The 22,541-nt window shown below is 63.4% G+C and carries 18 protein-coding genes and 1 riboswitch; of the genes, 6 read left to right on the forward strand and 12 right to left on the reverse strand.

Annotated elements, in window-relative coordinates; genetic code table 11:
• Window positions 1-67 precede the first annotated feature (67 nt).
• From K359_RS0110920 to K359_RS0110950, 7 genes are all read right to left on the reverse strand, one after another.
• Window positions 68-1,843, reverse strand: coding sequence for an adenylate/guanylate cyclase domain-containing protein (locus K359_RS0110920; protein ID WP_029079377.1), 1,776 nt, complete (start codon window positions 1,841-1,843; stop codon window positions 68-70).
• Between the two features lie 168 nt (window positions 1,844-2,011).
• Entirely contained in the window at window positions 2,012-5,554 is a 3,543-nt protein-coding gene (gene uca / locus K359_RS0110925; RefSeq protein WP_029079378.1) for an urea carboxylase, read from the reverse strand.
• Window positions 5,555-5,557: 3 nt separating this feature from the next.
• A complete protein-coding gene (locus K359_RS0110930; RefSeq protein WP_029079379.1) occupies window positions 5,558-6,211 on the reverse strand; it encodes an urea amidolyase associated protein UAAP2 in 654 nt (217 codons plus the stop codon).
• Window positions 6,208-7,053, reverse strand: a complete 846-nt coding sequence (locus tag K359_RS0110935; protein WP_029079380.1) for an urea amidolyase associated protein UAAP1 — start codon at window positions 7,051-7,053, stop codon at window positions 6,208-6,210. Before K359_RS0110935 ends, K359_RS0110930 begins: the two co-directional genes overlap by 4 nt.
• Entirely contained in the window at window positions 7,050-7,883 is an 834-nt protein-coding gene (locus K359_RS0110940; protein WP_029079381.1) for an ABC transporter ATP-binding protein, read from the reverse strand. Before K359_RS0110940 ends, K359_RS0110935 begins: the two co-directional genes overlap by 4 nt.
• A complete protein-coding gene (locus K359_RS0110945; RefSeq protein WP_029079382.1) occupies window positions 7,880-8,698 on the reverse strand; it encodes an ABC transporter permease in 819 nt (272 codons plus the stop codon). Before K359_RS0110945 ends, K359_RS0110940 begins: the two co-directional genes overlap by 4 nt.
• Window positions 8,699-8,741: 43 nt before the next feature.
• Window positions 8,742-9,815 carry a putative urea ABC transporter substrate-binding protein gene (locus tag K359_RS0110950; RefSeq protein WP_029079383.1) on the reverse strand — a complete coding sequence of 358 codons (1,074 nt, stop codon included), beginning with the start codon at window positions 9,813-9,815 and terminating at the stop codon, window positions 8,742-8,744.
• A 79-nt stretch (window positions 9,816-9,894) separates the two neighbouring features.
• A riboswitch (guanidine-I (ykkC/yxkD leader) is annotated at window positions 9,895-10,005 on the reverse strand.
• Window positions 10,006-10,745: 740 nt separating this feature from the next.
• Between K359_RS0110950 and K359_RS0110955 the strand changes: the two genes are divergently transcribed.
• The 6 genes from K359_RS0110955 (at window position 10,746) to K359_RS0110980 (ending at window position 17,931) form a co-directional block, all read left to right on the forward strand.
• Entirely contained in the window at window positions 10,746-12,716 is a 1,971-nt protein-coding gene (locus K359_RS0110955) for an AMP-binding protein (RefSeq protein ID WP_029079384.1), read from the forward strand.
• Window positions 12,713-13,498: an ABC transporter ATP-binding protein gene (locus tag K359_RS0110960; RefSeq protein ID WP_029079385.1), complete on the forward strand. Its 786-nt coding sequence runs from the start codon at window positions 12,713-12,715 to the stop codon at window positions 13,496-13,498. Before K359_RS0110955 ends, K359_RS0110960 begins: the two co-directional genes overlap by 4 nt.
• A 9-nt stretch (window positions 13,499-13,507) precedes the next feature.
• Window positions 13,508-14,437, forward strand: a complete 930-nt coding sequence (locus K359_RS0110965) for a branched-chain amino acid ABC transporter permease (RefSeq protein ID WP_084518351.1) — start codon at window positions 13,508-13,510, stop codon at window positions 14,435-14,437.
• 15 nt (window positions 14,438-14,452) lie between these two features.
• Window positions 14,453-15,580: a branched-chain amino acid ABC transporter permease gene (locus tag K359_RS0110970; protein WP_029079387.1), complete on the forward strand. Its 1,128-nt coding sequence runs from the start codon at window positions 14,453-14,455 to the stop codon at window positions 15,578-15,580.
• Window positions 15,581-15,686: 106 nt separating this feature from the next.
• Window positions 15,687-17,012, forward strand: coding sequence for an ABC transporter substrate-binding protein (locus K359_RS0110975; protein WP_035976421.1), 1,326 nt, complete (start codon window positions 15,687-15,689; stop codon window positions 17,010-17,012).
• A gap of 76 nt (window positions 17,013-17,088) precedes the next feature.
• Window positions 17,089-17,931, forward strand: coding sequence for an ABC transporter ATP-binding protein (locus K359_RS0110980; RefSeq protein WP_029079389.1), 843 nt, complete (start codon window positions 17,089-17,091; stop codon window positions 17,929-17,931).
• Between the two features lie 55 nt (window positions 17,932-17,986).
• Here K359_RS0110980 and K359_RS0110985 read toward each other — a convergent pair whose 3' ends face one another.
• From K359_RS0110985 to K359_RS57210, 5 genes are all read right to left on the reverse strand, one after another.
• Window positions 17,987-18,631, reverse strand: a complete 645-nt coding sequence (locus tag K359_RS0110985; protein ID WP_029079390.1) for a glutathione S-transferase family protein — start codon at window positions 18,629-18,631, stop codon at window positions 17,987-17,989.
• A 4-nt stretch (window positions 18,632-18,635) separates the two neighbouring features.
• The gene (locus tag K359_RS0110990; RefSeq protein WP_029079391.1) at window positions 18,636-19,379 is read right to left on the reverse strand and encodes an SDR family NAD(P)-dependent oxidoreductase; all 744 of its coding nucleotides are present in this window, start codon (window positions 19,377-19,379) and stop codon (window positions 18,636-18,638) included.
• 64 nt (window positions 19,380-19,443) lie between these two features.
• Window positions 19,444-20,640: a CaiB/BaiF CoA-transferase family protein gene (locus K359_RS0110995; RefSeq protein WP_029079392.1), complete on the reverse strand. Its 1,197-nt coding sequence runs from the start codon at window positions 20,638-20,640 to the stop codon at window positions 19,444-19,446.
• A 100-nt stretch (window positions 20,641-20,740) separates the two neighbouring features.
• Window positions 20,741-21,613, reverse strand: a complete 873-nt coding sequence (locus K359_RS0111000; RefSeq protein WP_029079393.1) for an AraC family transcriptional regulator — start codon at window positions 21,611-21,613, stop codon at window positions 20,741-20,743.
• Window positions 21,614-21,812: 199 nt separating this feature from the next.
• Window positions 21,813-22,535 (reverse strand): hypothetical protein, encoded by a 723-nt coding sequence (locus tag K359_RS57210; protein ID WP_156928442.1) that lies wholly within the window; start codon window positions 22,533-22,535, stop codon window positions 21,813-21,815.
• Between the last annotated feature and the right edge of the window lie 6 nt (window positions 22,536-22,541).

The raw sequence follows: 22,541 nt of genomic DNA on the forward strand, positions 1-22,541 counted from the left end.
GAGCCGAGCAGAAGCCTGTTCTCAATCAGAGCGTTGCCGGTTCTCACCCAACTCCGACATATCCGAGTCAGCCCTCCGGTATACCGGCCAAGTGCATGCCCTTGATCAAGCGCCTAATTCCGGCCCGGAACGACTCATCGCCGGAGAATGGAAAGGCTTTCAATCGGCGGATGTTGAAACCTGGATCAAGTGCGAGTCCGGCCTTCGTGGCGGCTCTCGCCTCGTCCAATTCACCTGAAAGCGAGTGCGCAGCGGCGAGTACGAAGTGACCCCAAGGATAATTTGAATTCGCTTTCAGGGACCGCCGTAACCATATCACCGCCTCGGCATCGGCTCCGAAGTACAATTTGGAAAGCGCCACATAACTCATCCATCGATGCACGGCCCCATCGAGCGGGGACAATCGAAGTGCTTCCTGTATGTGTCCCTCGGTGTCTGCCGCCCGGCCAACCATTGCCTTTACGGCACCGAGCGTACTATGCGCTTCAGCCAGATTCCTGTTCAAGACCAGTGCGTGCTCGCATTCCGCCAGGCCTTGCGCTGCATGACCTGAACAGACTTGGACGCAGCCCAGAAACATGTGAGCCGCCGCATGTTCCGGAGCGAGCGACAACGCTTTCGCAAGAGCGGCCTCGGCCGCTTGAAATCGGGAACTCACATCATCGACAATAAAATGGACGGCACTTGCCGTGTCGATCGCTGCAATTCCCACCAATGCATCCACATTTTCAGAATCGAGTTCTAGCGCGCGTTCGAAATAGCCTCGCGCTTGCTTCATGTGCTCTGGGGTCCAACTCTTGTTCCAGCGCGCCATGCCTCGAAAATAGAGATCCAAGGAATTCGGTTGCAACGAGCGCTCTGCTCGCCTTGCCTCAGCCGCGATGAGTTGAGCATTTAAAGCGTTTGCAAGCCGGGACACGATCTCGTCTTGCACGTCGAAAAGATCGGCAACAGCTTTGTCGAAACGCTCCGCCCAAAGGTGATGGGCGGTTTCGGCATCGACAAGCTGCACGTTCACCCGAAGCCGGTTGTCACTGCGCTGGACCGAGCCCTCAAGCACATAGCGGATGCCCAATTCACGCCCGATCTCCTTGAGATCGACCGATTTGTCCTTGTAGGTGAATGCGGTGTGACGGCCGATCACGAACGAGCCCCTGATGCGCGACAGGTCGGTTGTCAGGCTCTCGGTTACACCGTCGACGAAGTAATCCTGCTTGGGATCGCCGCTGAGATTCGCGAACGGCAATACAATAATCGACAGAGGCGGCGGTGAAGTCGGGCGCGCCCTTGCGCTTTCCGCTTGTGTCGACGAAACCGTGGCATAGGCGCGGACCGGGCGATCGATGTTTTTGAGGCTCTGCTCGCCCAAATCGACGAACTCAACTCCAACCTTGCCTCGGACTTGATCGTACGCAGAAGACGAGATGCAGATGCCACCGGGTTCTGCAATGCCCTCAAGCCGCGCCGCGATGTTAACGCCATCTCCAAAGATGTCGTGCGGCTCGACGATGACGTCACCGATATTGACGCCCACGCGGAAAGCAATACGTCTGTCTTTCGCGTCACCGGCCGTGAGTTCAAAGATGCGTGCTTGAAACCGTACAGCAGCTCTCACCGCTTCGACCGCACTTGGAAATTCCGCCAGGAACCCATCCCCGGTTCGCTTGACGATGCGGCCGCGGTGTTCGGCGATTGCGGGCTCAACAACGTCTGTTAGGAGACCGCCAAGTTTGGCGTGTGTGGTCTCTTCGTCATCGTGCATAAGCCGCGAGTAGCCAGCCACGTCGGCGGCCAATATCGCCGACAATCTACGCTCGACTCGCGCTGGCTGCTCTTGCACCATGACTGGCAATCCAACCGGTTGGCATAGTGTAGAACAGATCAGAGGTTGATACCAGAAGCCCACTCCAGCGATGTTCGGCTGCTGCCCGTCGGAAAACCCGTGCAACGTCCGCTTCAGCGCCGCTGTTTAGGGCTAAGCGGACGTCACACCTCTATGAGTACGCGCCCTCTACTCCGGCCGGATCAACGCCACCACATCCCCCGCGCGCAGCGTCTGCCCGGGCTTCACCGGCACCGATGCAATCCGGCCCGCGGCGGGCGCGTGCACCGAGATCTCCATCTTCATCGACTCGATGATCGCAAGCACGTCGCCGGCGGCAATTTCGGCGCCCTCCTCGACCAGGATCTTCCAGATGTTGCCCGGCACCTCCGAGAAGGCGCCGAGCTGGCCGTCGGGAATACCCGTCGCGACGGCACCCGCATCGATCGACTCCACCGGCGCCTCGTCGAGCTTCATCTCGCGCCAGCGCTGGCGTTCGGCATCGAACGCTGCCTGCTGGGTTGCCTTGAACGCCGCGATCGATGGGCGCGCTTCCGTCAATGTCTTGGCATAGTCGGCGTAGGAGAATTCGCCCTGCTCGATCCTGATGTCGTATTGCCCGTGCGGGAATGCGGCGCGGGCGTCGAGCAGTTCATCGGCGTCGACCGGGAAGAAGCGGATCTTGTCGAAGAACCGCAGCAGCCAGGGGTGGCCCGGCTCAAACACCCGCGTCGTGCGCCAGCTGTTCCAGACCTGGATGGTGCGGCCGAACAGCTGGTAGCCGCCCGGCCCTTCCATGCCGTAGATGCACATATAGGCGCCGCCGATGCCGACCGCGTTCTCCGGCGTCCAGGTCCGCGCTGGATTGTACTTGGTGGTCACCAGCCGGTGCCGCGGGTCGAGCGGCGTCGCCACCGGCGCGCCGAGATAGACGTCGCCAAGGCCGAGCACGAAATAATCCGCATCGAACACGATGCGGCGGACATCGTTCTCGCTCGCAAGCCCGTTGATGCGGCGGATGAACTCGACATTCGAGGGACACCACGGCGCATCCACCCGCACCAGATCCTGATACTTGCGCATCGCGAGCTCGGCCTCTGGATCCCGCCATGATAGCGGCAGATGCACGGTGCGGCTCGGCACCCGCATCGCGTCGACCGGCGGCAATTCGCGCTCGATCCGCCTGAGCACGTCGAGCAGCTTTTGCCGCGACAGCGCCGTGCCGTCATAATGGATCTGCAGCGAGCGGATGCCCGGCGTCAGATCGATCAGGCCGCCGAGCTTCGCTTCCTCGAGCGCCTGCGCCAGCACATGCACGCGCAAGCGGAGCGCGATGTCGAGCTCCATCGGGCCATATTCGACCAGCAGATTGTCGTCGCCGGCGCGCCGGTAGACCACCGGAATCGGGCCATCATTATTGCGTCCGACCACCGCCGAACCGAGCTCGGGCGCCCGCAGCACCGTGGGTCCGGCGACCGGATCGTCGCGTTTCACCGGCACGAAGCGGACGGTGTCGCCGGGCCTGAGCTGGCCAATCTTCCAGAGCTCGTCGCGCGCAACGACCGCCGGACAGACGAAGCCGCCGAGGCTCGGTCCGTCGGGGCCGAGAATGATCGGCATGTCGCCGGTGAAGTCGATCGAGCCGACTGCATAGGCATTGTCATGAATGTTCGACGGATGCAGCCCGGCCTCGCCGCCATCGACGCGGGCCCAGCGCGGCTTCGGACCGATCAGCCGGACGCCGGTGCGCGCGCTGTTGAAATGCACCTCGTAGCTCGCCGCAAACAGCGTCTCGACATCTTCGTCGAGAAAGAAGTCCGGCGCACCGTGCGGGCCATAGAGCACGCCGATCTGCCATGCTGACGCGAGCTCTGGCTGCTCGCTTTCCTCTGCGCGTCGCGGGGCTGCAAGGCTCGACGTCTCCGCTCCGATATGCAGCACGTCGCCGGCCTTCAGCGACCCCGTCGCATGACCACCGAAGGCACCGAGCGCAAACACGGCGCGCGATCCGAGAATTTCCGGCACGTCGATGCCGCCACGCACGGCAAGATAGCTGCGCTGCCCCGGGCCCTTGATGCTGCCGATCGCGAGCGTCTGGCCGGCGCGCACCGCGACCGGCTCGTGATATGCAACCTCGGCGCCGTCGAGCGATGCCTTCATTCGAGCGCCCGACAGCGCGACGATCGCATCGGTGTTGAAGCGCAAAGTCGGGCCGTTGACCGTCAGCTCCAGCGCGGTCGTCGTCTCCGGGTTGCCGACGACGCGGTTGGCGAGGCGGAACGACCGCTCGTCCATCGGGCCGCTCGGCGGCACGCCGACATGCCAGAGATGCAGCCGGCCGGGCAATTCCTGCACCCCGCTCTGCGCGCCGGGCGCGACGACGTCGATGGTGCGGGGACGATAGGCGAACGCGCCGAGCACGCTGGTCGCGACCTGCCCGCTGCGGAACACGTCGGACGCCGCGATCGCACGCAGATAGGCGAGATTGGTCTCGATGCCGGCCACGACCGTGTCATCCAGCGCCTGCGTCAGCTTCGCGATCGCGGCCTCGCGGGTCTCGGCCGACACGATGATCTTGGCCAGCATCGGATCGTAGAACGGCGACACTTCCGTGCCGGTCTCGATCCAGCCGTCGATCCGCGCATCCGGCGAGAAGCTGACCTGCGTCAGCCGGCCCGCGCTCGGGCGGAAGCCGGCGCCCGGATTCTCGGCATAGAGCCGCACCTCGATCGCCGCGCCTTTCGGCGTGAGCGCGCCGGCATGGCCCAGCACATCCTCGCCGGCCGCCTGCCGGATCATCCATTCGACCAGATCGACGCCATAGACCTGCTCGGTGACGGGGTGCTCGACCTGAAGACGGGTGTTCACCTCGAGGAAGTAAAAGTCCTCGCGCTCGACGTCGTAGATGAACTCCACGGTGCCGGCGGATTCGTAGGCGACCGCCTTGCCGAGCGAGACCGCCGCCGCGTGCAGCCGCCGCCGGATGTCTGCTGAAAGCCCCGGCGCAGGGGTCTCCTCAAAGACCTTCTGGTTGCGCCGCTGCAGCGAGCAATCGCGCTCGCCCAGCGCCACAACGTCTCCCTTGCCGTTGCCGAATATCTGCACCTCGATGTGGCGCGCCTGCGCAACGAACCGCTCGAGATAGACCCGCGCGTCGCCAAAGCTCGCCCGCGCGGTGCGCTGCACCGATTCGAATCTCTCACGCAGCGTCGCCATGTCGTGGCAGAGCTGCATGCCGATGCCGCCGCCGCCCGCCGTGCTCTTCAGCATCACGGGAAAGCCGATCACGTCAGCCTGCTGCACCGCCTCATCGATGGTCTCGAGCAGGCCGGAGCCCGGCAGCAGCGGCACGCCGCTTCGCTCGGCGATCTCGCGTGCCTTGTGCTTGAGACCGAAGGCGTCGAGATGCTCAGGCCGGGGCCCGATAAATTTGATCCCGTGCTCGGCGAGCCGCTCGGAAAAGCTGCGATTCTCCGACAGGAAGCCGTAGCCGGGATGCACCGCCTCTGCGCCGGTCGCAAGACAGGCCGCCATGATCGCATCGACGTTGAGATAGCTCTCGGCCGCTGGTGCCGGGCCGATCCGCACCGCCTCGCCGGCGTCGAGCACCGGCCGGGTGAAGCGGTCGGCGTCGGAATAGACCGCGACCGAGCCGATGCCCATGCGGTGCAATGTTTTGCCGATCCGCCCGGCGATCTCGCCACGGTTGGCAATCAGAACCTTGCTGAACATGCCTCACGCCTCCGGCTCGAAGATCGTGGCATCGAAGATCGTGACTTGCACCGGCGTCGGGAAAAAGCCGTTGCAGGGATTGTTGATCTGCGGACAGTTCGAGATCAGGCACAGCACGTCCATCTCGGCCACCAGCTCGATGGCGTCGCCGGGCTTGGAGACTCCATCGACCACGGTGAAATTGCCGGCAGGGTCGATCGGCACGTTCATGAAGAAGTTCAAATTCGGCACGATGTCGCGCTTCGACATGCCGTATTTCGCGGCCTCCAAAACAAAGTTCTCGCGGCAGGCGTGCTGGTAGCGGGTCTGGTGCCCGAACCGCACCGTGTTGCTCTCGCAGGAGCAGGCGCCCGCCGACGTGTCATGCAGGCCGCAGCTGTCCGCCACCACACGCAGCATCACGCGGCCTTCATTGGACATGATTTTCGTGCCGAGGCCGACATAGGCTGAGCCCTGCGCGCGCAGCGTATCCTGGCCGCTGTAGCGCTCCTGAAAATCGTCGGCGCGATAAAACAGCGTATCGACCGCCTGCTGACCATGGGTATCCGTGATCCGCAGCGTCTGTCCCTTGCGGATGATGGCCGACCACGGCTTGCGCGCGGGAATTTCGACGTCGAGAACGATGCGGCCGGCGGTTCGGGCGGATTGCGTGGTCATCGCACGGCTCCTTCCGAGGTCTGGCCGAGATACAGCGCATTATTTTCAAAGGCGCGGATCGCCTCCGCGGTCGCGGTGCGGCACAAATCATCGACTGCGGGTGCATCGGCCCGGTAGCGCACGACCTCCACGCTCGCCTGCGGATAGGTTTCCGCCGGATCGAGCGGATGCGGACAGTTCGACAGCGCAATCAGGAGATCCATCTCCGCGCGCAAATCGACGAAATCGCCCTTTTTCCGGCGCGCGTGGGACCAGACGAACTTGCCGTCCGCGTCGATCGCAACCGGCGCAAAGAAGCTGACGCAGGGATGGACGTCGCGGCGATCGAGCCCGAGCTTGGCCGTGGCCAGCAGGAAATTGTCGCGGGTGTTGCGGAAATCGCCGTCGCCGTACTTCGCCAGGTTAGTGGCGGCAGTCGAGCTGCCGACCACGGCATCATGCGCGGCGCTGGTATCCTCGGTGATGCCAAGCAGCGCACGCCCCATGTCCGACAGCAGCACCCGTCCCTTCTGCAGCCGCGCCGCCCACTGCACCTTGATGGTGTCGGCATGGTTGAGCCGCTCGATCGGATCGGCGCTGTTCCAGGCCAGCAGGCTGACGGTCGATATCCCCAGCGGGTTGACGATGCGCAGTGCCTCGCCGCGGTTCAGCCGCGTGGTCCAGTACCAGCCGGCCGGAATCGTCTCCCGGTGGATGATCGCGTCGGCGGCGATCGGCGCGGCGTCGCGCGAGGTCGGCTGTGGCAGCGCACGCGGCGCGTGCTCCTGTCCCGCCGCCTTCAACTCGTTGTAACGTCGGGTATGCGCCGCGACCTCGGCCTTCTGTTCCTCTGTGAGGATCATGGTTGCTCCTTCAAGACGAGAGCGCCGGGCCGTCCCGGCTGATGCTCCTTGCCTGACCGGGTCGTCCCGATCGGAGCTGGCTGAACTGATGACCGCGGCTCGGCGCTGCGGCGCGGGAATATCTCGAGGTCGCGCGACACCGTGGCGCCGTAGCGCTCGCGTTCCTCCGGCCGGTTGCGCTGCCGCTCCAGCGCGATCACGCGCGTTGCGAGCCCGAACGCTTCGCTGAGGTCGTGCGTGACCATCACGACGGTCAGATGGGTCTCGTTCCACAGCCGCTTCATCAAAACATGGATGTCGGCGCGGATTCCCGGATCGAGCGCACCGAACGGCTCGTCGAGCAAAAGGATTTTCGGCTCGCGCATGATCGCCTGCGCCAGCGCGAGGCGCTGCTGCATGCCACCCGACAGCGCGGAGGGATATTTGTTCTCCTGGCCGGCGAGCCCGACCTCGGCAAGCAGTTTCATGGCATCATCGGCTGCGGCGCGGCGCGCTGCGCCGAACAGCCGGGCGGTGAATTTGGCGTCGCGCAATTCGCGGCCGAGCATGACGTTCTGCAACACGGTCAGATGCGGAAACACCGAGTAGCGCTGAAACACCACGCCCCGGTCGGCGTCCGGCTCGCCGGGCAGCGGCTTGCCGTCGACCAGGATCTGGCCGCGGCTCGGCTGCTCCTCGCCGAGCAGCATACGGAGCAGCGTGGTCTTGCCGCAGCCGGACGGGCCCACCAGCGCAATGAAGGCACGCGGCTCGACCTCCATCGTGATTCGCTCGAGCACGATGTGGTCGCCATATTCCTTCCAGACGTCGTCGAAACGGATCGCGCTCATTCCGCCCTCACCGAGGCAAACCAGGGAAACAGCCTGCGTTGCATGACGCGCAGGCCGACATCGATCAGGAACGCCAGCAGCGTGATCCAGGCGACGTAGGGAATGATGACGTCCATGGCGAGATAGCGGCGCACCAGGAAGATCCGGTAGCCGAGCCCGGAATCCGAGGCGATCGCCTCGGCCGCGATCAGGAATAGCCAGGCGGGCCCCAGCTGCAGCCGCAGCACGTCGATCAGCCGCGGCAGGGTTTGCGGCACCGCGACCCTCAGCGCGATCTGCCAGGTCGAGGCGCCGAGCGTCTGCGCCTTGACGATCTGCTCGCGCGGCAACTCCTGCACTTTCATCGCGAGATCGCGGATCATGCAGGGCAGCGTTCCGATCACGATCAGCGCGACCTTCGAGTTTTCCCCGAGCCCCATCACGATGAACAGGATCGGCAACAATGCCAGTGGCGGCACCATCGATGTCACCGACACGAACGGCCCGAGCAGGGCGTTGGCGCCCGGCAACAGCCCGATCACGATGCCGAGGATGAGCGCCGCCACCGTCGATATCGCCAGCGCCGACCCCAGCCGCCCCAGGCTGGCGACGGTATCGGAGGCCATCAGATAGCTGCCGGTGCGCGGGTCGACTTCAAACGCCATCTGCTTGACGGCCTGCACCATGCTGGGCAGCGCCGGCAGCAGCTTGTCGTTCGGGTTTTGCGTGAGCCGCGCGCTGGAGCCGGCGAAGTAGGCGATTGCGACCAACAGGAACGGCAGCGCGAGCAGATAGAATCGCGTCTGCCGTCCCGGCCGTATGTTCACAAGTCGCATGGTCGGCTCCTGCCTGAGGCGGGCGATACGTCAGAGCTTGGCGTCAGAGCTTGCCCTTGGCGGCTTCGTCCATGTAGGTCGGGTCGAAGCGCAGCTTGACGTTCGATTTGTCGCCCAGCACCGACTTGTCGGCGAGCTCGATGCCGACGGCGTCGACCGATTTCGCGCCCTTGCCGAGCAGATCCTTCTCGAACAGGAACTTGCGCACCCGATCCATGGTCGCCCCAACCGTCTTGCTGCGCGTAAAAGCTTCGGCATCGGTGGCCTTGTCGAACAGCTTGGTGGTCGAGAGCTGGCTGTCGAAACCGGCGAGATCGGTGCCGGAGGCCTTGGCCATTGCCTCCTTGGCGGCCCTCGCGGCGGGATCGTTCGCCGTCATCTTGGAGATCGTCTCGTACCAGATGCCGACCAGCGCCTTGGCGAAGTCGGGATTGTCCTTGGCGACCGCCGTGTTCACCACCATCAGGTCCATGATCTCGCCGGGGATCTGCGAGGAATCGAACACCTTCTTGGCGTCGGGCGAGCCAAGGACTTCGGTCACAATCGGATTCCAGGTCACGACTGCAGTGACATCAGGTGTCTTGTAGGCCGCCGCGATATCGGCGTCGGAGGTGTTGATGACCTTGACGTCCTTCTCGCTCAGCTTGCTGCTCTCGAGCGCGCGCGCCAGCAGATAATGCGACACCGAGAATTCGACCAGGTTGACAGTCTGGCCCTTGATCGCGGCGAGATCGGCCTTGTTCTTGAGGATCACGGCGTCGTTGCCGTTGGAGAAATCGCCCATCACGACCGCAGTCGTATCGACGCCGCCGGCGGCGGGAATCGACAGCGCGTCCATGTTGGTGATGGTGACGGCGTCATAGCCGCCGGCGGTGTACTGGTTGATCGATTCGACGTAGTCGTTGAACTGCTTGACCTCGATCGCGATGCCGTATTTGTCCGCCCACTTCTTGACGATGCCGGTGTCGGCCGCATAGCCCCACGGCATCCACCCGACATAGATCGACCAGGCGACCTTGAAGCTTTTCTTCGGTGCGGCGTCGGCGCTAGAAGCGGCCGCGAGCGCAACTGCGCAGCCGATGACTACAGAGCGGAGGAAGAAATTGAATTTGTGCATTGCCGATCCCTCTTGCGAAAACTTCACAAAAAGGGACTGGCGAAAAGACCATCGCTCCGCCAATCCCTTGGCTAACGAGGTCTCCCGGGCTTTTATCCCGCCGTGCACCTGCGGGGATGTCTCCCCCGCAAGCGGCTGCTCTCGGACCAGCACCTTGTCTCTCAAGGTCGGAACCCTAGCGGCCAACTCAACGCCCGTGATGCACGACACGTGCCACAGCGCCGGTATTTGAATCTCATAAGATTTTTTGGTGCGGGTCGCTGCGCCGCGATGGCCGTTTGCTCAAAAACTACGCAGGCCTGCCCAGAAATGGCGCTGTCATTTCGCCGGCAACATCCGCAGCATCACGCTATCGCTGATGTCGAGAGCGACGTTCGATGCGCAAGCTTTTAAGTGCCCTCTGGCGCGGACTGCATGGCCGCTACGGCCTGACGCCGCGATGCGACGTCGGCGGTCCGAAGCGGACCACGACGCGGGCTCTCTAATGCGCAGCCATACCCTAGATCGACGCTAGTTGGACGCGCGCAAGGTAGATGGCAGCAAGCCTGTCCTATCGCGTCGCGCCCCGACGACGTGACTTGATTCGATTGACCTGGGGCTCGCAGATCGAGCGACGGAGACTCTGTTCTCGCGCTCAGCCCGTCAGAGATGAGGCTCGCCGGGCATTGGGGCTACCCCTTCTGAGCCGATCAGCCTGCTGGCAGAAACGTTCTTGATTGGTTGGCTGCAAGATTCGCCTCGGGAATTGGTGGCAAGTCCGCTCTCCCGCAGGACTGCTCCGGGGAAGATCCATCAATCTGGCACTTGTAGGACTCCCGATCCGCTGTCATCTTGGAACCTGCGGCACTCGCATGGCTGTTGCCCGAAACGGGCCGGCATCACCATAAGCAGGGGCGAACCAACGCGCCGGTTTTTGGGATCGAGACCGACATGGCCGGTGGCGGATCGTTTGACACGTTCCCCAAATTGCTGCTGCGGAATGCAGCGCAGTTGGGCACGCGTCCGGCGTTTCGCCATAAGGATCTTGGCATCTGGCAGAGCTGGACCTGGGCTCAAGTTGCCGAGATCGTGCGCGCCTACGCCGCGGGTCTGCATCGCCTTGGCTTGCGGCCGGGCGACACAATCGCCGTGGTCGGCTCCAATCGGCCGAAGCTTTACTGGACCATGATGGCAGCGCAGGTGCTGCGCGCGATTCCCGTTCCGGTTTACGCGGATGCAGTGGCCGACGAACTTGCTTTTGTTCTCGCCCACGCCGAGGCGAAGCTGGTCGCGGCGCAAGACCAGGAGCAGGTCGACAAGGTCATGTCGGTGTCCGATCGACTGCTGCAACTCGACAAGATCGTCTATGACGAGCCGCGCGGCCTTGACGGCTATGATCATAGTCGAACGATTGCAATCGGCGATGTCATCGACGACGGCCGCGCGGCACTTGCCGCTGACGCGGCGCTGGGCGAACGAATTGATGAATTGGTTCAGACAGGCAACGGTCCTGATATCGCGGTCATCCTCTATACGTCGGGAACGACCGGCGCGCCGAAGGGCGTCATGCTGTCGTCGCGAGGCTGCATCGATGCCGCAATCGATACGACGCGATTCGACGGACTGACCGACCAGGACATGGTGCTCGCCTATCTGCCGCTGGCCTGGGCGGGCGATCACTACGTCAGCTATGTGCAGGGCCTCGTGGCTGGATACTGCATCGCGTGTCCCGAAAACAGCGACACGATTGAGCAGGATCGGCATGAGATCGGACCAACCTTCTACTTGGCTCCGCCACGAATTTTCGAGGCCATGTTGACGCGGCTGATGGTCCGCATGGAGGACGCTGCGCCGATCAAACGGCGGATGTTCAACTACTTTCTCGACGTCGGGCGCCGGTATGGCGAGCAGGTCCTGACCGGAAGGCCTGTGCCGCCGTCAGGCCGCTTGCTCTACGCGCTCGGGCGCTGGCTGGTCTACGAGCCTCTCAAGAACGTTCTTGGCATGTCTCGGCTGCGCGTCGCATACACTGGAGGTGAGGCGATCGGTCCGGATCTGTTCGCGTTCTACCGCTCGATCGGTCTGAACCTGAAGCAGCTCTACGGCCAGACCGAAGCGTTCCTCTATGTCACGTGCCAGCCCGATGGCGAGATCCACTCGGATACGGTTGGTCCGCCGGCGCCCAACGTCGACATCCGCATTGTGGAATCGGGCGAAGTGCAGTTTCGATCGCCCGGCATGTTCCTCGGATATTTCAAGGATCAGGCAAAGACCGAGGAAGCCATGACGTCCGACGGATACGTCAGGACCGGCGATGCGGGCTTTTTCGACGAGAAGACCGGGCATCTGAAGATCATCGATCGTGCGAAGGACGTCGGTCGGCTGGCTGACGGCACGATGTTTGCCCCGAAATACCTTGAGAACAAGCTGAAGTTCTATCCCAATATCAAGGAAGCGATCACGTTCGGTGACTCCAGGGATTTCGTTTGCGCCATGCTCAACATCGACCCGGTCGCGGTCGCGAATTGGGCGGAACGCAACAACGTCGCCTACGGATCCTATCAGGAGCTTGCCGGGCATTCGATGGTCTACGACATGGTCGCGAAAGACGTCGCCGAGGTGAACCACTCGCTTGCCAAGGAGAAGCTGCTTGCGGGCGCCCAGATTCGCCGCTTCCTCATTCTGCACAAGGAACTCGACGCGGATGACGGCGAACTGACCCGCACGCAGAAGGTGCGCCGCCGCTTCATTGCCGAACGCTATGCGCCGTTGGTCACGGCACTCTACAACGGAGCGCATGACGCCGACATTTCCACGGAAGTGACTTTTGAGGATGGCCGGAAGGGCACGATCGCGGCACGGGTCAAGGTGCGCGACATGCAAGTCATCGGTCCGACAGAATCGCTGGGACGAGCAGCATGAGAGCGCCGGACACCAACGAAATCCTGCTGCAGGTCGAGGGCGTGGCACTGGCCTTCGGCGGCGTCAAGGCACTGCGGGACGTTTCGTTCAACGTCAGAAAAGGCGAAATTCGAGCCATCATCGGCCCCAACGGCGCCGGCAAAACCTCGATGCTGAACGTCGTCAACGGCTTCTATCATCCCAACCATGGCGTCATCACTTTCAAGGGGCGCGCCCGGGCCAAAATGCAGCCTTTCGAGGCGGCGCGCGGCGGCATCGCGCGCACCTTTCAGAATGTCGCCCTGTTCAAGGGCATGAGCGCGCTCGACAACATCATGGCAGGCCGCACCCTGAAGGTGCGTCGGGGGCTGTTTTGGCAGGTGCTGCGTTATGGCCCTGCTCTCGCAGAGGAGGCGGAGCATCGGCGCAAGGTCGAGGAGATCATCGACTTTCTGGAGATCGAGACAATCCGCAAGGTACCGGTTGGGCGTTTGCCATACGGCTTGCAGAAACGCGTCGAACTCGGTCGCGCTCTCGCAATGGAGCCCGACCTTCTTCTCCTCGACGAGCCGATGGCAGGCATGAACCTCGAGGAGAAGGAGGACATGTCGCGCTTCATCATTGATGTGAACAACCATTACGGCACGACCATCGCCTTGATCGAGCACGACATGGCCGTGGTCATGGATCTGTCGGATCGCGTAGCGGTGCTCGATCACGGCGTAAAGATCGCCGACGGCACGCCTGATGAAGTGAAGAGAAGTCAAGCCGTCATCGACGCATATCTTGGCGTCGCGCATTGAGGTGCGTCCATGATCGCACTGGGTCAGTTTCTCGAGGTCCTGATCGGCGGATTGATGTCCGGCGTGCTCTATTCGCTGGTCGCGCTCGGCTTCGTGCTGATCTTCAAGGCATCCGGCGTATTCAATTATGCTCAGGGAGCAATGGTATTGCTCGCGGGATTGGCGCTGGTTCGCTCCCTCGACCTCCTGGTCGCCAACGGCTTTCCGCTTTGGGTCGCGGTCGTCCTCGCTGTCGGGTTTGCCGCCGTGATCATGGCGGCAACGGCCTGGCTCATCGAGCGGTTCGTGATCGGACCTCTGGTCAACCAGGACGGCCTGACGCTGTTCATGTCGACGATCGGCGTGACATTCGTCATCGAGGGCGCCGCGGAGATGATCTTCGGATCGGATGTCTACCCGTTGCGGCTGTTCCCGACCGACGCCTGGTTTTTGTTTGAAGGCTTGTTCCCGGGTGGGATTCTGGTCAACAAGCTGGATGTCTGGGGCGCACTGATCGCAGGCATCCTGGTCGCCGGCCTCGCAATTTTCTTTCAGCGTACCAAGACCGGTCGCGCACTCAGGGCCGTGGCCGACGACCATTTGGCCGCGCATTCAGTCGGTATCCCGATCAGTTGGATCTGGTTCGTCGTCTGGCTTGCCGCCGGCCTCGTTGCGCTGGTCGCGGCGACCGTGTGGGGGACCAAGCTCGGCGTGCAATTCTCCATCACTTTTCTCGCGCTGAAGGCGCTGCCGGTTCTGATCATCGGAGGCCTCACCTCGATTCCGGGAGCCATCGTCGGCGGGCTCATCGTGGGGGCGGGCGAGAAGCTTGCCGAGGCGTATCTGGGGCCATCCATCGGTGGCGGCATCGAATATTGGTTTGCGTTTGTGTTGGCGTTGGCGGTGCTGCTCGTGCGGCCGCAGGGGCTGTTCGGCGAGCGGATCATCGAACGTATCTGAGACAAGGAGTTCGTCGTGCTTTATCGCGAGGCCGGCCAGTTCAAGACGAGCTACGCGGAGGACATGGCGATCTTTCCGATCCGTCAGGACCGTATTGCGCTCGCCGTCTTGCTCGCGATCGCTTTCGTCGGCGTGCCGCTGTTGGCCACCTTCCGTATCTGGCCGTTCCGCACCGACTATCTGTTGTGGGCGATCTTGCTGCCCTTCCTTATCCTGGCGCTCGCCGCCATCGGCACGAACATACTTGTCGGCTATTGCGGCCAGATTTCGCTCGGCAGCGGCGCGTTCATGGCCATCGGCGCCTATTCCGCCTACAAGCTGGCGACAGGCGTTCATATCCCGCTTGCCTGGCTGGGCTTCGCGATCTCGATGCCGCCGTTGCCCGTGCTGGCATCCATTCTGCTTGGCGGGTTCACGGCGGCGGGTGCCGGAATCCTGTTCGGCATTCCCAGTCTGCGGATCAAGGGTCTCTACCTGGCGGTCGCAACGCTCGCCGCGCAGTTCTTCTTCGATTGGGCGTTCCTGCGAATTCCCTGGTTCACCAACTACGCCCCGTCGGGATCGGTCAATGCACCGGCGCTGGATTTCTTCGGCATGGTCGTTCGCACGCCGGTCGAGCGCTACCTGCTGTGTCTGCTCTTCGTGACCGTGATGGCGGTGTTGGCGAAGAATCTCGTTCGCGGCAATCTCGGCAGGCAGTGGATGGCGATCCGCGACATGGATATCGCCGCCGAACTGATCGGCATCCGGCCGCTCTATGCCAAGCTCACAGCCTTCGCGGTCTCTTCATTCATCATCGGGGTGGCGGGTGCGCTCTGGGCGTTCGTCTACCTCGGTTCATGGGAGCCACTTGCGTTCTCGATCGACCGCTCGCTGGAGCTTCTGTTCATGGTCATCATCGGCGGGCTCGGATCGATCATGGGTTCGTTCATCGGGGCGGCTTTCATCCTCATCGCGCCGATCATGCTGAATGTGATTCCAACCGAACTCGGCCTGCCACTGTCGACGCAAACGATCACGCACCTCCAGTTCATCATCTTCGGATCTTTGATCTGTTATCTGCTGATCAAGGAACCCCGTGGCTTCGCCCGGCTGATATCGATCGGCAAGGAGAAGCTCAGACTTTGGCCGTTTCCCTATTGAAGGAGCGATCGCGCCTCAATCGCAACGCGGATGGCGGCCGCTGACAACCGAGAGGAAGGAAGCATCGCAGACCGAAAAGAGAGATTCTAAGGAGGAGGATATCAATATGGCAAGTATTGCACGCAGTGTACTGATACTAGCGACCGCCTTGGCCGGCGCGGCGTTTAGCGCACCGGCCGCAGCGCAAAACGAGCAGTTCATTCCAATTCTGTCCTACCGGACCGGACCGTACGCCGTGAATGGCGCGCCCTACGCAAACGGCGTTGCCGACTACTACAACCTGATCAACGAGCGCGACGGCGGCATCAACGGCGTCAAGCTTCTGGTCGAGGAGTGCGAGACCGCCTACGCGACCGACAAAGGCGTCGAGTGCTATGAGCGTCTCAAGAGCAAGGGTCCAACCGGCGCGGCCTTCATCAATCCGCTGTCGACCGGCATCACCTTCGCGCTCACCGAAAAGACCACGACCGACAAGATCCCGATCATCACGATGGGGTACGGCCGCGCCGATTCCAAGAACGGCGCGGTGTTCCCGTACAATTTCCCGCTGCTCGGCACCTACTGGTCCGCGGCGGATATCGCGATCCAGCACGCCGCCAAGGAGCTCGGCGGGTTCGACAAGCTGAAAGGCAAGAAGATTTCGCTGCTGTATCACGACAGCCCGTATGGCAAGGAACCGATCCCGATGCTGCAGGTGTTGGCGCAGAAATACGGCTTTGAGTTCACGCCGATCCCGGTCACCCACCCCGGTGTCGAGCAGAAGTCGCAATGGCTGGCGATCCGCCAGAATCGGCCGGACTATGTGCTGGTCTGGGGCTGGGGCGTCATGAACAGCACGGCAATCAAGGAAGCGGCCGCCGTCGCCTATCCGCGCGACAAGATGATCGGTGTTTGGTGGTCGGGCGCAGAGCCGGATGTGACGCCGGCAGGTGATCAAGCCGCCGGCTACAAGTCGCTGATGCTTCAGCATGGCGCGGGAAAATTCCCGGCACACGCGGAGATAGAGAAGTACGTCTACACCAAGGGCAAGGGTTCGACAGAACCTGGCAAGATCGGCGAAGTTCTCTACAACCGCGGCATGACGAACGCCATGCTCGGCGTGGAGGCGATCCGCAAGGCGCAGGAAAAGTTCGGCAAGAAACCGCTGACGGGCGAGCAGGTCCGTTGGGGACTTGAGAACCTCATCCTCACCGCTGATCGGATCAAGGAACTCGGCTTTGAGGGGATGTTGAAGCCGGTCAGCATTTCCTGCTCCGACCACGAGGGCGCGCGCTACGGGCGCGTCCAGCAATGGGACGGCAAGGGTTGGAAAGTGATCTCCGACTGGTACACGGCCGACGAATCGCTCATCGAACCGCTCGTGGCCGATGTGTCGGCGAAGTATGCCGCGGAGAAGAAGATCACGCCGCGCGACTGCGCGAAAGAAACCTGAGCCCGTGCAAGTGATCCGGGAGGCAGGTTTGCCTACTCCCGGATCCCGGCCCCTGTTCCAGTTTGGAGGTCTGAGCGTGTCAATCGCCAAGGTCGTCACCGCTGCGACGGAAGCGGCAGCTCTGATTCTATCGGTCAACAATATCGAGGTTGTCTACGATCACGTCATCCTCGTGTTGAAGGGAGTCTCGCTGGAGGTCCCGCGAGGCGGCATTGTCGCGCTTCTCGGCGCCAACGGCGCCGGCAAGACGACGACGCTGAAGGCGATCTCCAACCTGCTGCACGCAGAGCGCGGCGAGGTCACCAAGGGCTCGATCCTGTTCAACGGCGTCGAGGTGAAGTCCATGTCGCCAAACGACGTGGTGCGACGCGGCTGCATTCAGGTGATGGAGGGGCGGCGCGCCTTCCCTCATCTTACGGTCGAAGAGAATCTCCTGACCGGCGCCTTCACGCGCAGGGATGGCAAGTTCGCGATCAAGCAGGATCTGGAACGGGTCTATGCCTATTTCCCCCGTCTCAAGGAGCGGCGCGGTTCCACCGCCGGCTATACGTCCGGCGGGGAGCAACAGATGTGTGTGATCGGGCGCGCGCTGATGTCGCGCCCGAAGATGATCCTGCTCGACGAACCTTCGATGGGCCTCGCGCCCCAAATCGTCGAGGAGATCTTTGACATCGTGAAGGACCTCAACGTCAAGGAAGGTGTATCGTTTCTTCTGGCCGAGCAGAACACCAATATGGCGCTCAGATATGCGAGCCACGGCTACATCCTCGAGAACGGCCGCGTGGTGATGGATGGCGAAGCGCGCGCCCTCGCCGCCAACGAGGACGTCAAGGAATTCTATCTTGGCATCGCCGGCGACAAGCGAAAATCATATCGCGATGTGAAGCACTACAAGAGGCGCAAGCGTTGGCTCGCTTAGCCGACGGCAACGTTTGCCTTTGAGCGGCCACGGAGGCCCTGACACGTGTCACCGCTCAGATCTTCACAGTGTTGACCGCGACACTCTCCTTGTAGGCCGGCCGTGCCGTGACGCGGTCGAGGTACGGCGTCGCGACGTCGCAGACCCCGACGCCGTAATCGATCGCCCATACCAGGCAGGTGGTCAGCAGGATATCCGCGCTGGTGAATTGGTCGCCCATCAGATATTGGCGGCCGTCCGACAACGCGACCTCGACGTGCCGCAGTTGCTGGCGGAAATACTCCGCGGCCTTTCCGACCACATCGGGCGCGTGGCCGTAGATATGCGCGAGGCCCTTGAGGCCGTGGCGGCGCATCACGTAGAGGCTGGTCGAGTCCAGTTCAGCCACGATGAAGAAGCACCATTCCAGCCATCGCGCGAAATCGTGCTCCTCGACCGGGACAAGAGAGATGTTCGGGTTGGAGTAATGGCGCGCCAGGTAGGCGACGATGGCGGCACTCTCGCCGATCGTGAAGTCGCCATCCTGCAGCAGGGGTATTTTCTGACGCGGATTGAGCAACGTGTATTCCGGCGTCTTGGTCTCGCCCGAGCGCGGCAGGATCGGCTTGCAGTGATAGTCCAGTCCCAATTCGTGCAGCGCCCAATGGGCCCGGATCGTCCGCGATGTCCCTACCCCCCACAGCGTCAGCGTTTCCGGCATGGCGTCACCATTTCTCGACGGAGGGCCGCAGATCCAGCTCGTGGCTCCAGCCGTCGCGGCTTTGCTGGTGCACGAACCAGTAGGCCTCGGCGATCGAGGACGTGCGGGTCAGCGTGTCAGGCGGGATCGCCGACGCGTCGATGCCCGTGGCGACCTTCATCCGCTGGTGGATGGCCGGGCTGTCGACGCCGGCATCGATCAGGAGATGGGCGACATGGATGTTCTTCGGCCCGAGCTCGCGCGCCATCGCCTGGGCGACCGCGCGCAGGCCGAACTTGGCGGATGCGAATGCCGCAAAGCCGCTGCTGCCGCGCACGCTGGCGGTTGCGCCGGTGAAGAGCATGGTGCCGCGGCCATGCCGCAGCATGTGCCGTGTCGCCTCGCGCCCGACCAGGAAGCCGGCGAAGCAGGCGAGCTCCCAGGCCTTGAAGAACAGTTTTTCGCTGGTCTCGTGCAACTCCTTCTTGACGTTCGAGCCCGCATTGAACAGGCAGACCTCGATCGGCCCGAACTCGCGTTCGACCCGCTCGCAGAGCTCTTGCACCTCGGTCTCGCGCCGGGCGTCGACGCTGAGCGCATGCACCTGGCCGCCGGCGCCGGTCAACTCCTCCACCAGCGCGCTCGATTTCGCGGCATCGCGCCGCGCGATGCAGACGGTGTAACCGCCGGCCGCGAAGCGCCGCGCCACCGCGGCGCCGATCGCGTCGCCCGCGCCAACCAGCAAGGCAGTCTTGTTTGTCTCGGCCATAGGACATCTCCCACCGACGGCGGTTGTTCTGTTCAAGGATAGTGACGTTGCGTGGCGCGGCCGCTCAGACCGCGCGCACGGCCCTCTCGGCGATCATCTGTTCGATGGCCGCATCGCCGTAGCCGAGGTCGCGCAGCACCTCGCGGCTGTGCTGACCGATGCGCGGCGCCGGACCGCCGATCGCGGCAGCATCGACATCGAACCGCGCCGCGGGCTTGGGCTGCCGCACGGTGCCGACCCCGGGCTGCTCCAGCTCGGCGATCAGCCCGCGGGCAACCACCTGCTCGTTGGCGATGATCTCGCCGCGCCGGAGGATCGGCGCGCACGGCACGTCGGCCGCATCGAGCCGCGCCAACCATTCGGCGGTGGTGTGCCGGCCGATATAGTCCTGCATCCTGTTGATGCGCGCCGTCGCGTTGACCGAGCGCGAGGCCGGCGTGGCGAAACGCGGATCATTGGCCAGTTCCGGATCGCCGGTGGCCCTGCAGAAGCCCTGCCACTCGGAATCGGAGATGGTCCCGCAGGTGAGATAGCCGTCCGAGGTCTGGAACACGAGGTCGGGACGGTCGTTTGGATCCGACGTGGTCTGCTCGCGGCCGACCACCGTGTACTGCATCATGCCTTCCGGCCAGAGATAGGCGATCATCGCGTCGAGCATCGCGACCTGGATGTGCTGGCCGCGGCCGGATTTCTCGCGGGCGTACAGCGCCGCGGTGATCGCCTGCGCGGCATAGACCGCCGTCGTCTTGTCGGCCACGATGGTCCGGATCATCTGCGGACGGTTGGTGACCGGCTGCGCCTGGATATCGCAGAAGCCGGACAAGCCCTGCACGATCGGATCGTAGACCCGCTTCTTGGCGTAGGGCCCGTCTTCGCCGACGCCGCTGATCGAGACGTAGATCAGCCGCGGATTCTTGCTGCGCACCTCGTCCGGACCGAGCCCGAGACGTTCCATCGTTCCGGGGCGGAAATTCTGCACCAGCACGTCGGCCTCGAGCACCAACTTGCCCAGCACGTCGCGGCCGGCATCGGTTTTCATGTCGATCGAGAGCGAGCGCTTGCCGCGGTTCGACGAGATGAACAGCGCCGAGAATTCGCCTGTTTTGTCGACATTGGCCCGGCTGCGGCGGGTGATGTCGCCGCCGATCGGCTCGACCTTGAGAACATCGGCGCCCTGATCGGCCAGAAACATCGTCGCGAACGGGCCCGAGACGACCCCGGTCAGATCAAGTACGCGAACTCCCGCCAATGGTCCTGACATGCGCTGCTTCCTTCTCCGATTTTACGCCATGCCGGCGTACGATGGAGCAGAGGCCCGCGCTTCCGGGAAACCGCCGCGACTTGCAAAAAAGCGCCGAAACTCAGGCCCGGCACTGCTGCCGGAACAGCGACGGGCTCATGCCGGTGGCCTGCCTGAACGCCGACGAAAAATGCTGGGCGTGGCTGAAGCCCGACGCCAGCGCGATGCTGGTCACGCTGTCATCGGTCTCGCCGAGGCGGCGCTTGGCCTGGTCGATGCGGAGATCGAGCACATAGCGGTGCGGGCTGGTGCCCGTGCTCTCCTGGAAGGCGCGCAGGAAATGCCGCTTGCTCAGGCCGGCTACATCTGACAGCGCCGAAAGCGAGATCGTCTCGCCAAGGTTTGCCCGGACGAACTCCTCGATCCTGCGCAGCTTGAGCGCCGGCAATCCGCCGCGGCTCAAGGGCTTCGCAGGTTCTGTGCCGCGCGACAGCCGCGCGATATGGGCCAGCGCCTGGCTGGCCCAGCCCTCGGCGAACAGATCGAACAGATTGTCGGGTGTGGCGGCTTCCTGGCTGAGCTCGGCGAGGCCGCGGCAGAGCTGGTCATGGCCGAACGCAAGCGCCGGCCGTTCGATCACGCCGTTGAGACGGCTCTGCACGAACTTTGGATCGAGGAACACGACCACATAATCGAACGCCGGCCCGACCGACCATTCGCCCTCGATCTCGGTGCCGGCGGGAAACAGCGCGAGATTGGCCGCCTCGGAGAATTCGGATTCGACCGGCCGGCCATTGATCGTGGCGCGCAATTGCGAGCAGCCGTTGCGGAACCAGAACAGGGTCAGTTCAGGCTGGCGGAAATGCCAGTTCATGCGGGGCCGCGAGGTCCGGCTGAGCAGCTCGACCCGGATCGGCTTCGACCGCGCGATGACGGAGGACACAAGTTCACCGCCGACCTGGCGGACATACTGCTCCGGACGCGCTTCCTCCATGGGATATCTCCTCCGCGTATGGCACGGATGGGTAAGTTCTGAATCAGAATTGACTATCCCGGAGGAAAAATCCAGCCCCTTGTCGCTGGACTGTCGCGGCGCACGGAACCGTGATGCTGCTGATTGCGGCTACCGGTAACGTCGCGCCGACCGAAGCGGCGCGGCGAGCGCGCGTGACCCAGCGTCGATCAACCGCGCGTCATCCCCCGGCGGCGATCCGCAGCGCCGTCACCGCGACGCAGGCATTGCCGAACGGAATCAGCATCACTTGCGCGCCGTTCGGCAGCGCGACGGTCGAGAGCTCGCCCAGCGCGCCGCTCTGCCCATTGAGCTTGGCGAGCTCGGCGGCAACTGTCGGGCAGCTCTCCGTGCGTGGCGTCACCCGCACCAGATTGCCTTCACAGGACGATCCAACCGGCGAGGCAAACACTACGCCGGCGGCCTGCTGCGCCGCGCTGCCTTGCGCGTTACCTTGCGCATTGCCTTGCGCGGCCTGGCCAGGTGCGAGCGCGACCAGCGACTGCACCGAATGGGAATTGCCGGCCTTGGCATCCCATTGCGACTGCGCGGTGTAGTTCGAGTTCATCGCGAGACCGCGGCCGAGCGTCCCGAACAGATTGGCGCAGGTCACGATGTTGCCCTGCCGCGCATGATCGTCGAACACCGTCGGCTGCTGCGCCGCCTGCTGCGGCGGCGCCGATACCGCAGGCGATTGCGGCTGTGCTTCCTGCGGACGCGACTTGTGCGGCTGCGGCTTCGCGGCGGCGGCGGGTTTCTTGGCCGGCGCGGGCGCGCCCTGCTGCAGCGGCATCGGCTGCGCCTGGGCAGGCTGCATCTGCTGGGCATAGCCCACGACGCCGGCCGCGCTGAGCGCCGCCACGACGACCGCCGCGAAAATCAGGATGGGGGTCTTCAGTCGCATCGGCGT

Origin of the sequence: Bradyrhizobium sp. th-b2 (genome assembly GCF_000426785.1) — a bacterium.
Classification (GTDB): Bacteria; Pseudomonadota; Alphaproteobacteria; order Rhizobiales; family Xanthobacteraceae; genus Bradyrhizobium; species Bradyrhizobium septentrionale.

Excerpts from the sequence above, each read along its gene's own strand:
- K359_RS0110920 (WP_029079377.1), bottom strand. The coding sequence starts at position 1,843 with ATGGTGCAAGAGCAGCCAGCGCGAGTCGAGCGTAGATTGTCGGCGATA.
- uca (WP_029079378.1), bottom strand. The coding sequence starts at position 5,554 with ATGTTCAGCAAGGTTCTGATTGCCAACCGTGGCGAGATCGCCGGGCGG.
- K359_RS0110930 (WP_029079379.1), bottom strand. The coding sequence starts at position 6,211 with ATGACCACGCAATCCGCCCGAACCGCCGGCCGCATCGTTCTCGACGTC.
- K359_RS0110935 (WP_029079380.1), bottom strand. The coding sequence starts at position 7,053 with ATGATCCTCACAGAGGAACAGAAGGCCGAGGTCGCGGCGCATACCCGA.
- K359_RS0110940 (WP_029079381.1), bottom strand. The coding sequence starts at position 7,883 with ATGAGCGCGATCCGTTTCGACGACGTCTGGAAGGAATATGGCGACCAC.
- K359_RS0110945 (WP_029079382.1), bottom strand. The coding sequence starts at position 8,698 with ATGCGACTTGTGAACATACGGCCGGGACGGCAGACGCGATTCTATCTG.
- K359_RS0110950 (WP_029079383.1), bottom strand. The coding sequence starts at position 9,815 with ATGCACAAATTCAATTTCTTCCTCCGCTCTGTAGTCATCGGCTGCGCA.
- K359_RS0110955 (WP_029079384.1), top strand. The coding sequence starts at position 10,746 with ATGGCCGGTGGCGGATCGTTTGACACGTTCCCCAAATTGCTGCTGCGG.
- K359_RS0110960 (WP_029079385.1), top strand. The coding sequence starts at position 12,713 with ATGAGAGCGCCGGACACCAACGAAATCCTGCTGCAGGTCGAGGGCGTG.
- K359_RS0110965 (WP_084518351.1), top strand. The coding sequence starts at position 13,508 with ATGATCGCACTGGGTCAGTTTCTCGAGGTCCTGATCGGCGGATTGATG.
- K359_RS0110975 (WP_035976421.1), top strand. The coding sequence starts at position 15,687 with ATGGCAAGTATTGCACGCAGTGTACTGATACTAGCGACCGCCTTGGCC.
- K359_RS0110985 (WP_029079390.1), bottom strand. The coding sequence starts at position 18,631 with ATGCCGGAAACGCTGACGCTGTGGGGGGTAGGGACATCGCGGACGATC.
- K359_RS0110990 (WP_029079391.1), bottom strand. The coding sequence starts at position 19,379 with ATGGCCGAGACAAACAAGACTGCCTTGCTGGTTGGCGCGGGCGACGCG.
- K359_RS0110995 (WP_029079392.1), bottom strand. The coding sequence starts at position 20,640 with ATGTCAGGACCATTGGCGGGAGTTCGCGTACTTGATCTGACCGGGGTC.
- K359_RS0111000 (WP_029079393.1), bottom strand. The coding sequence starts at position 21,613 with ATGGAGGAAGCGCGTCCGGAGCAGTATGTCCGCCAGGTCGGCGGTGAA.
- K359_RS57210 (WP_156928442.1), bottom strand. The coding sequence starts at position 22,535 with ATGCGACTGAAGACCCCCATCCTGATTTTCGCGGCGGTCGTCGTGGCG.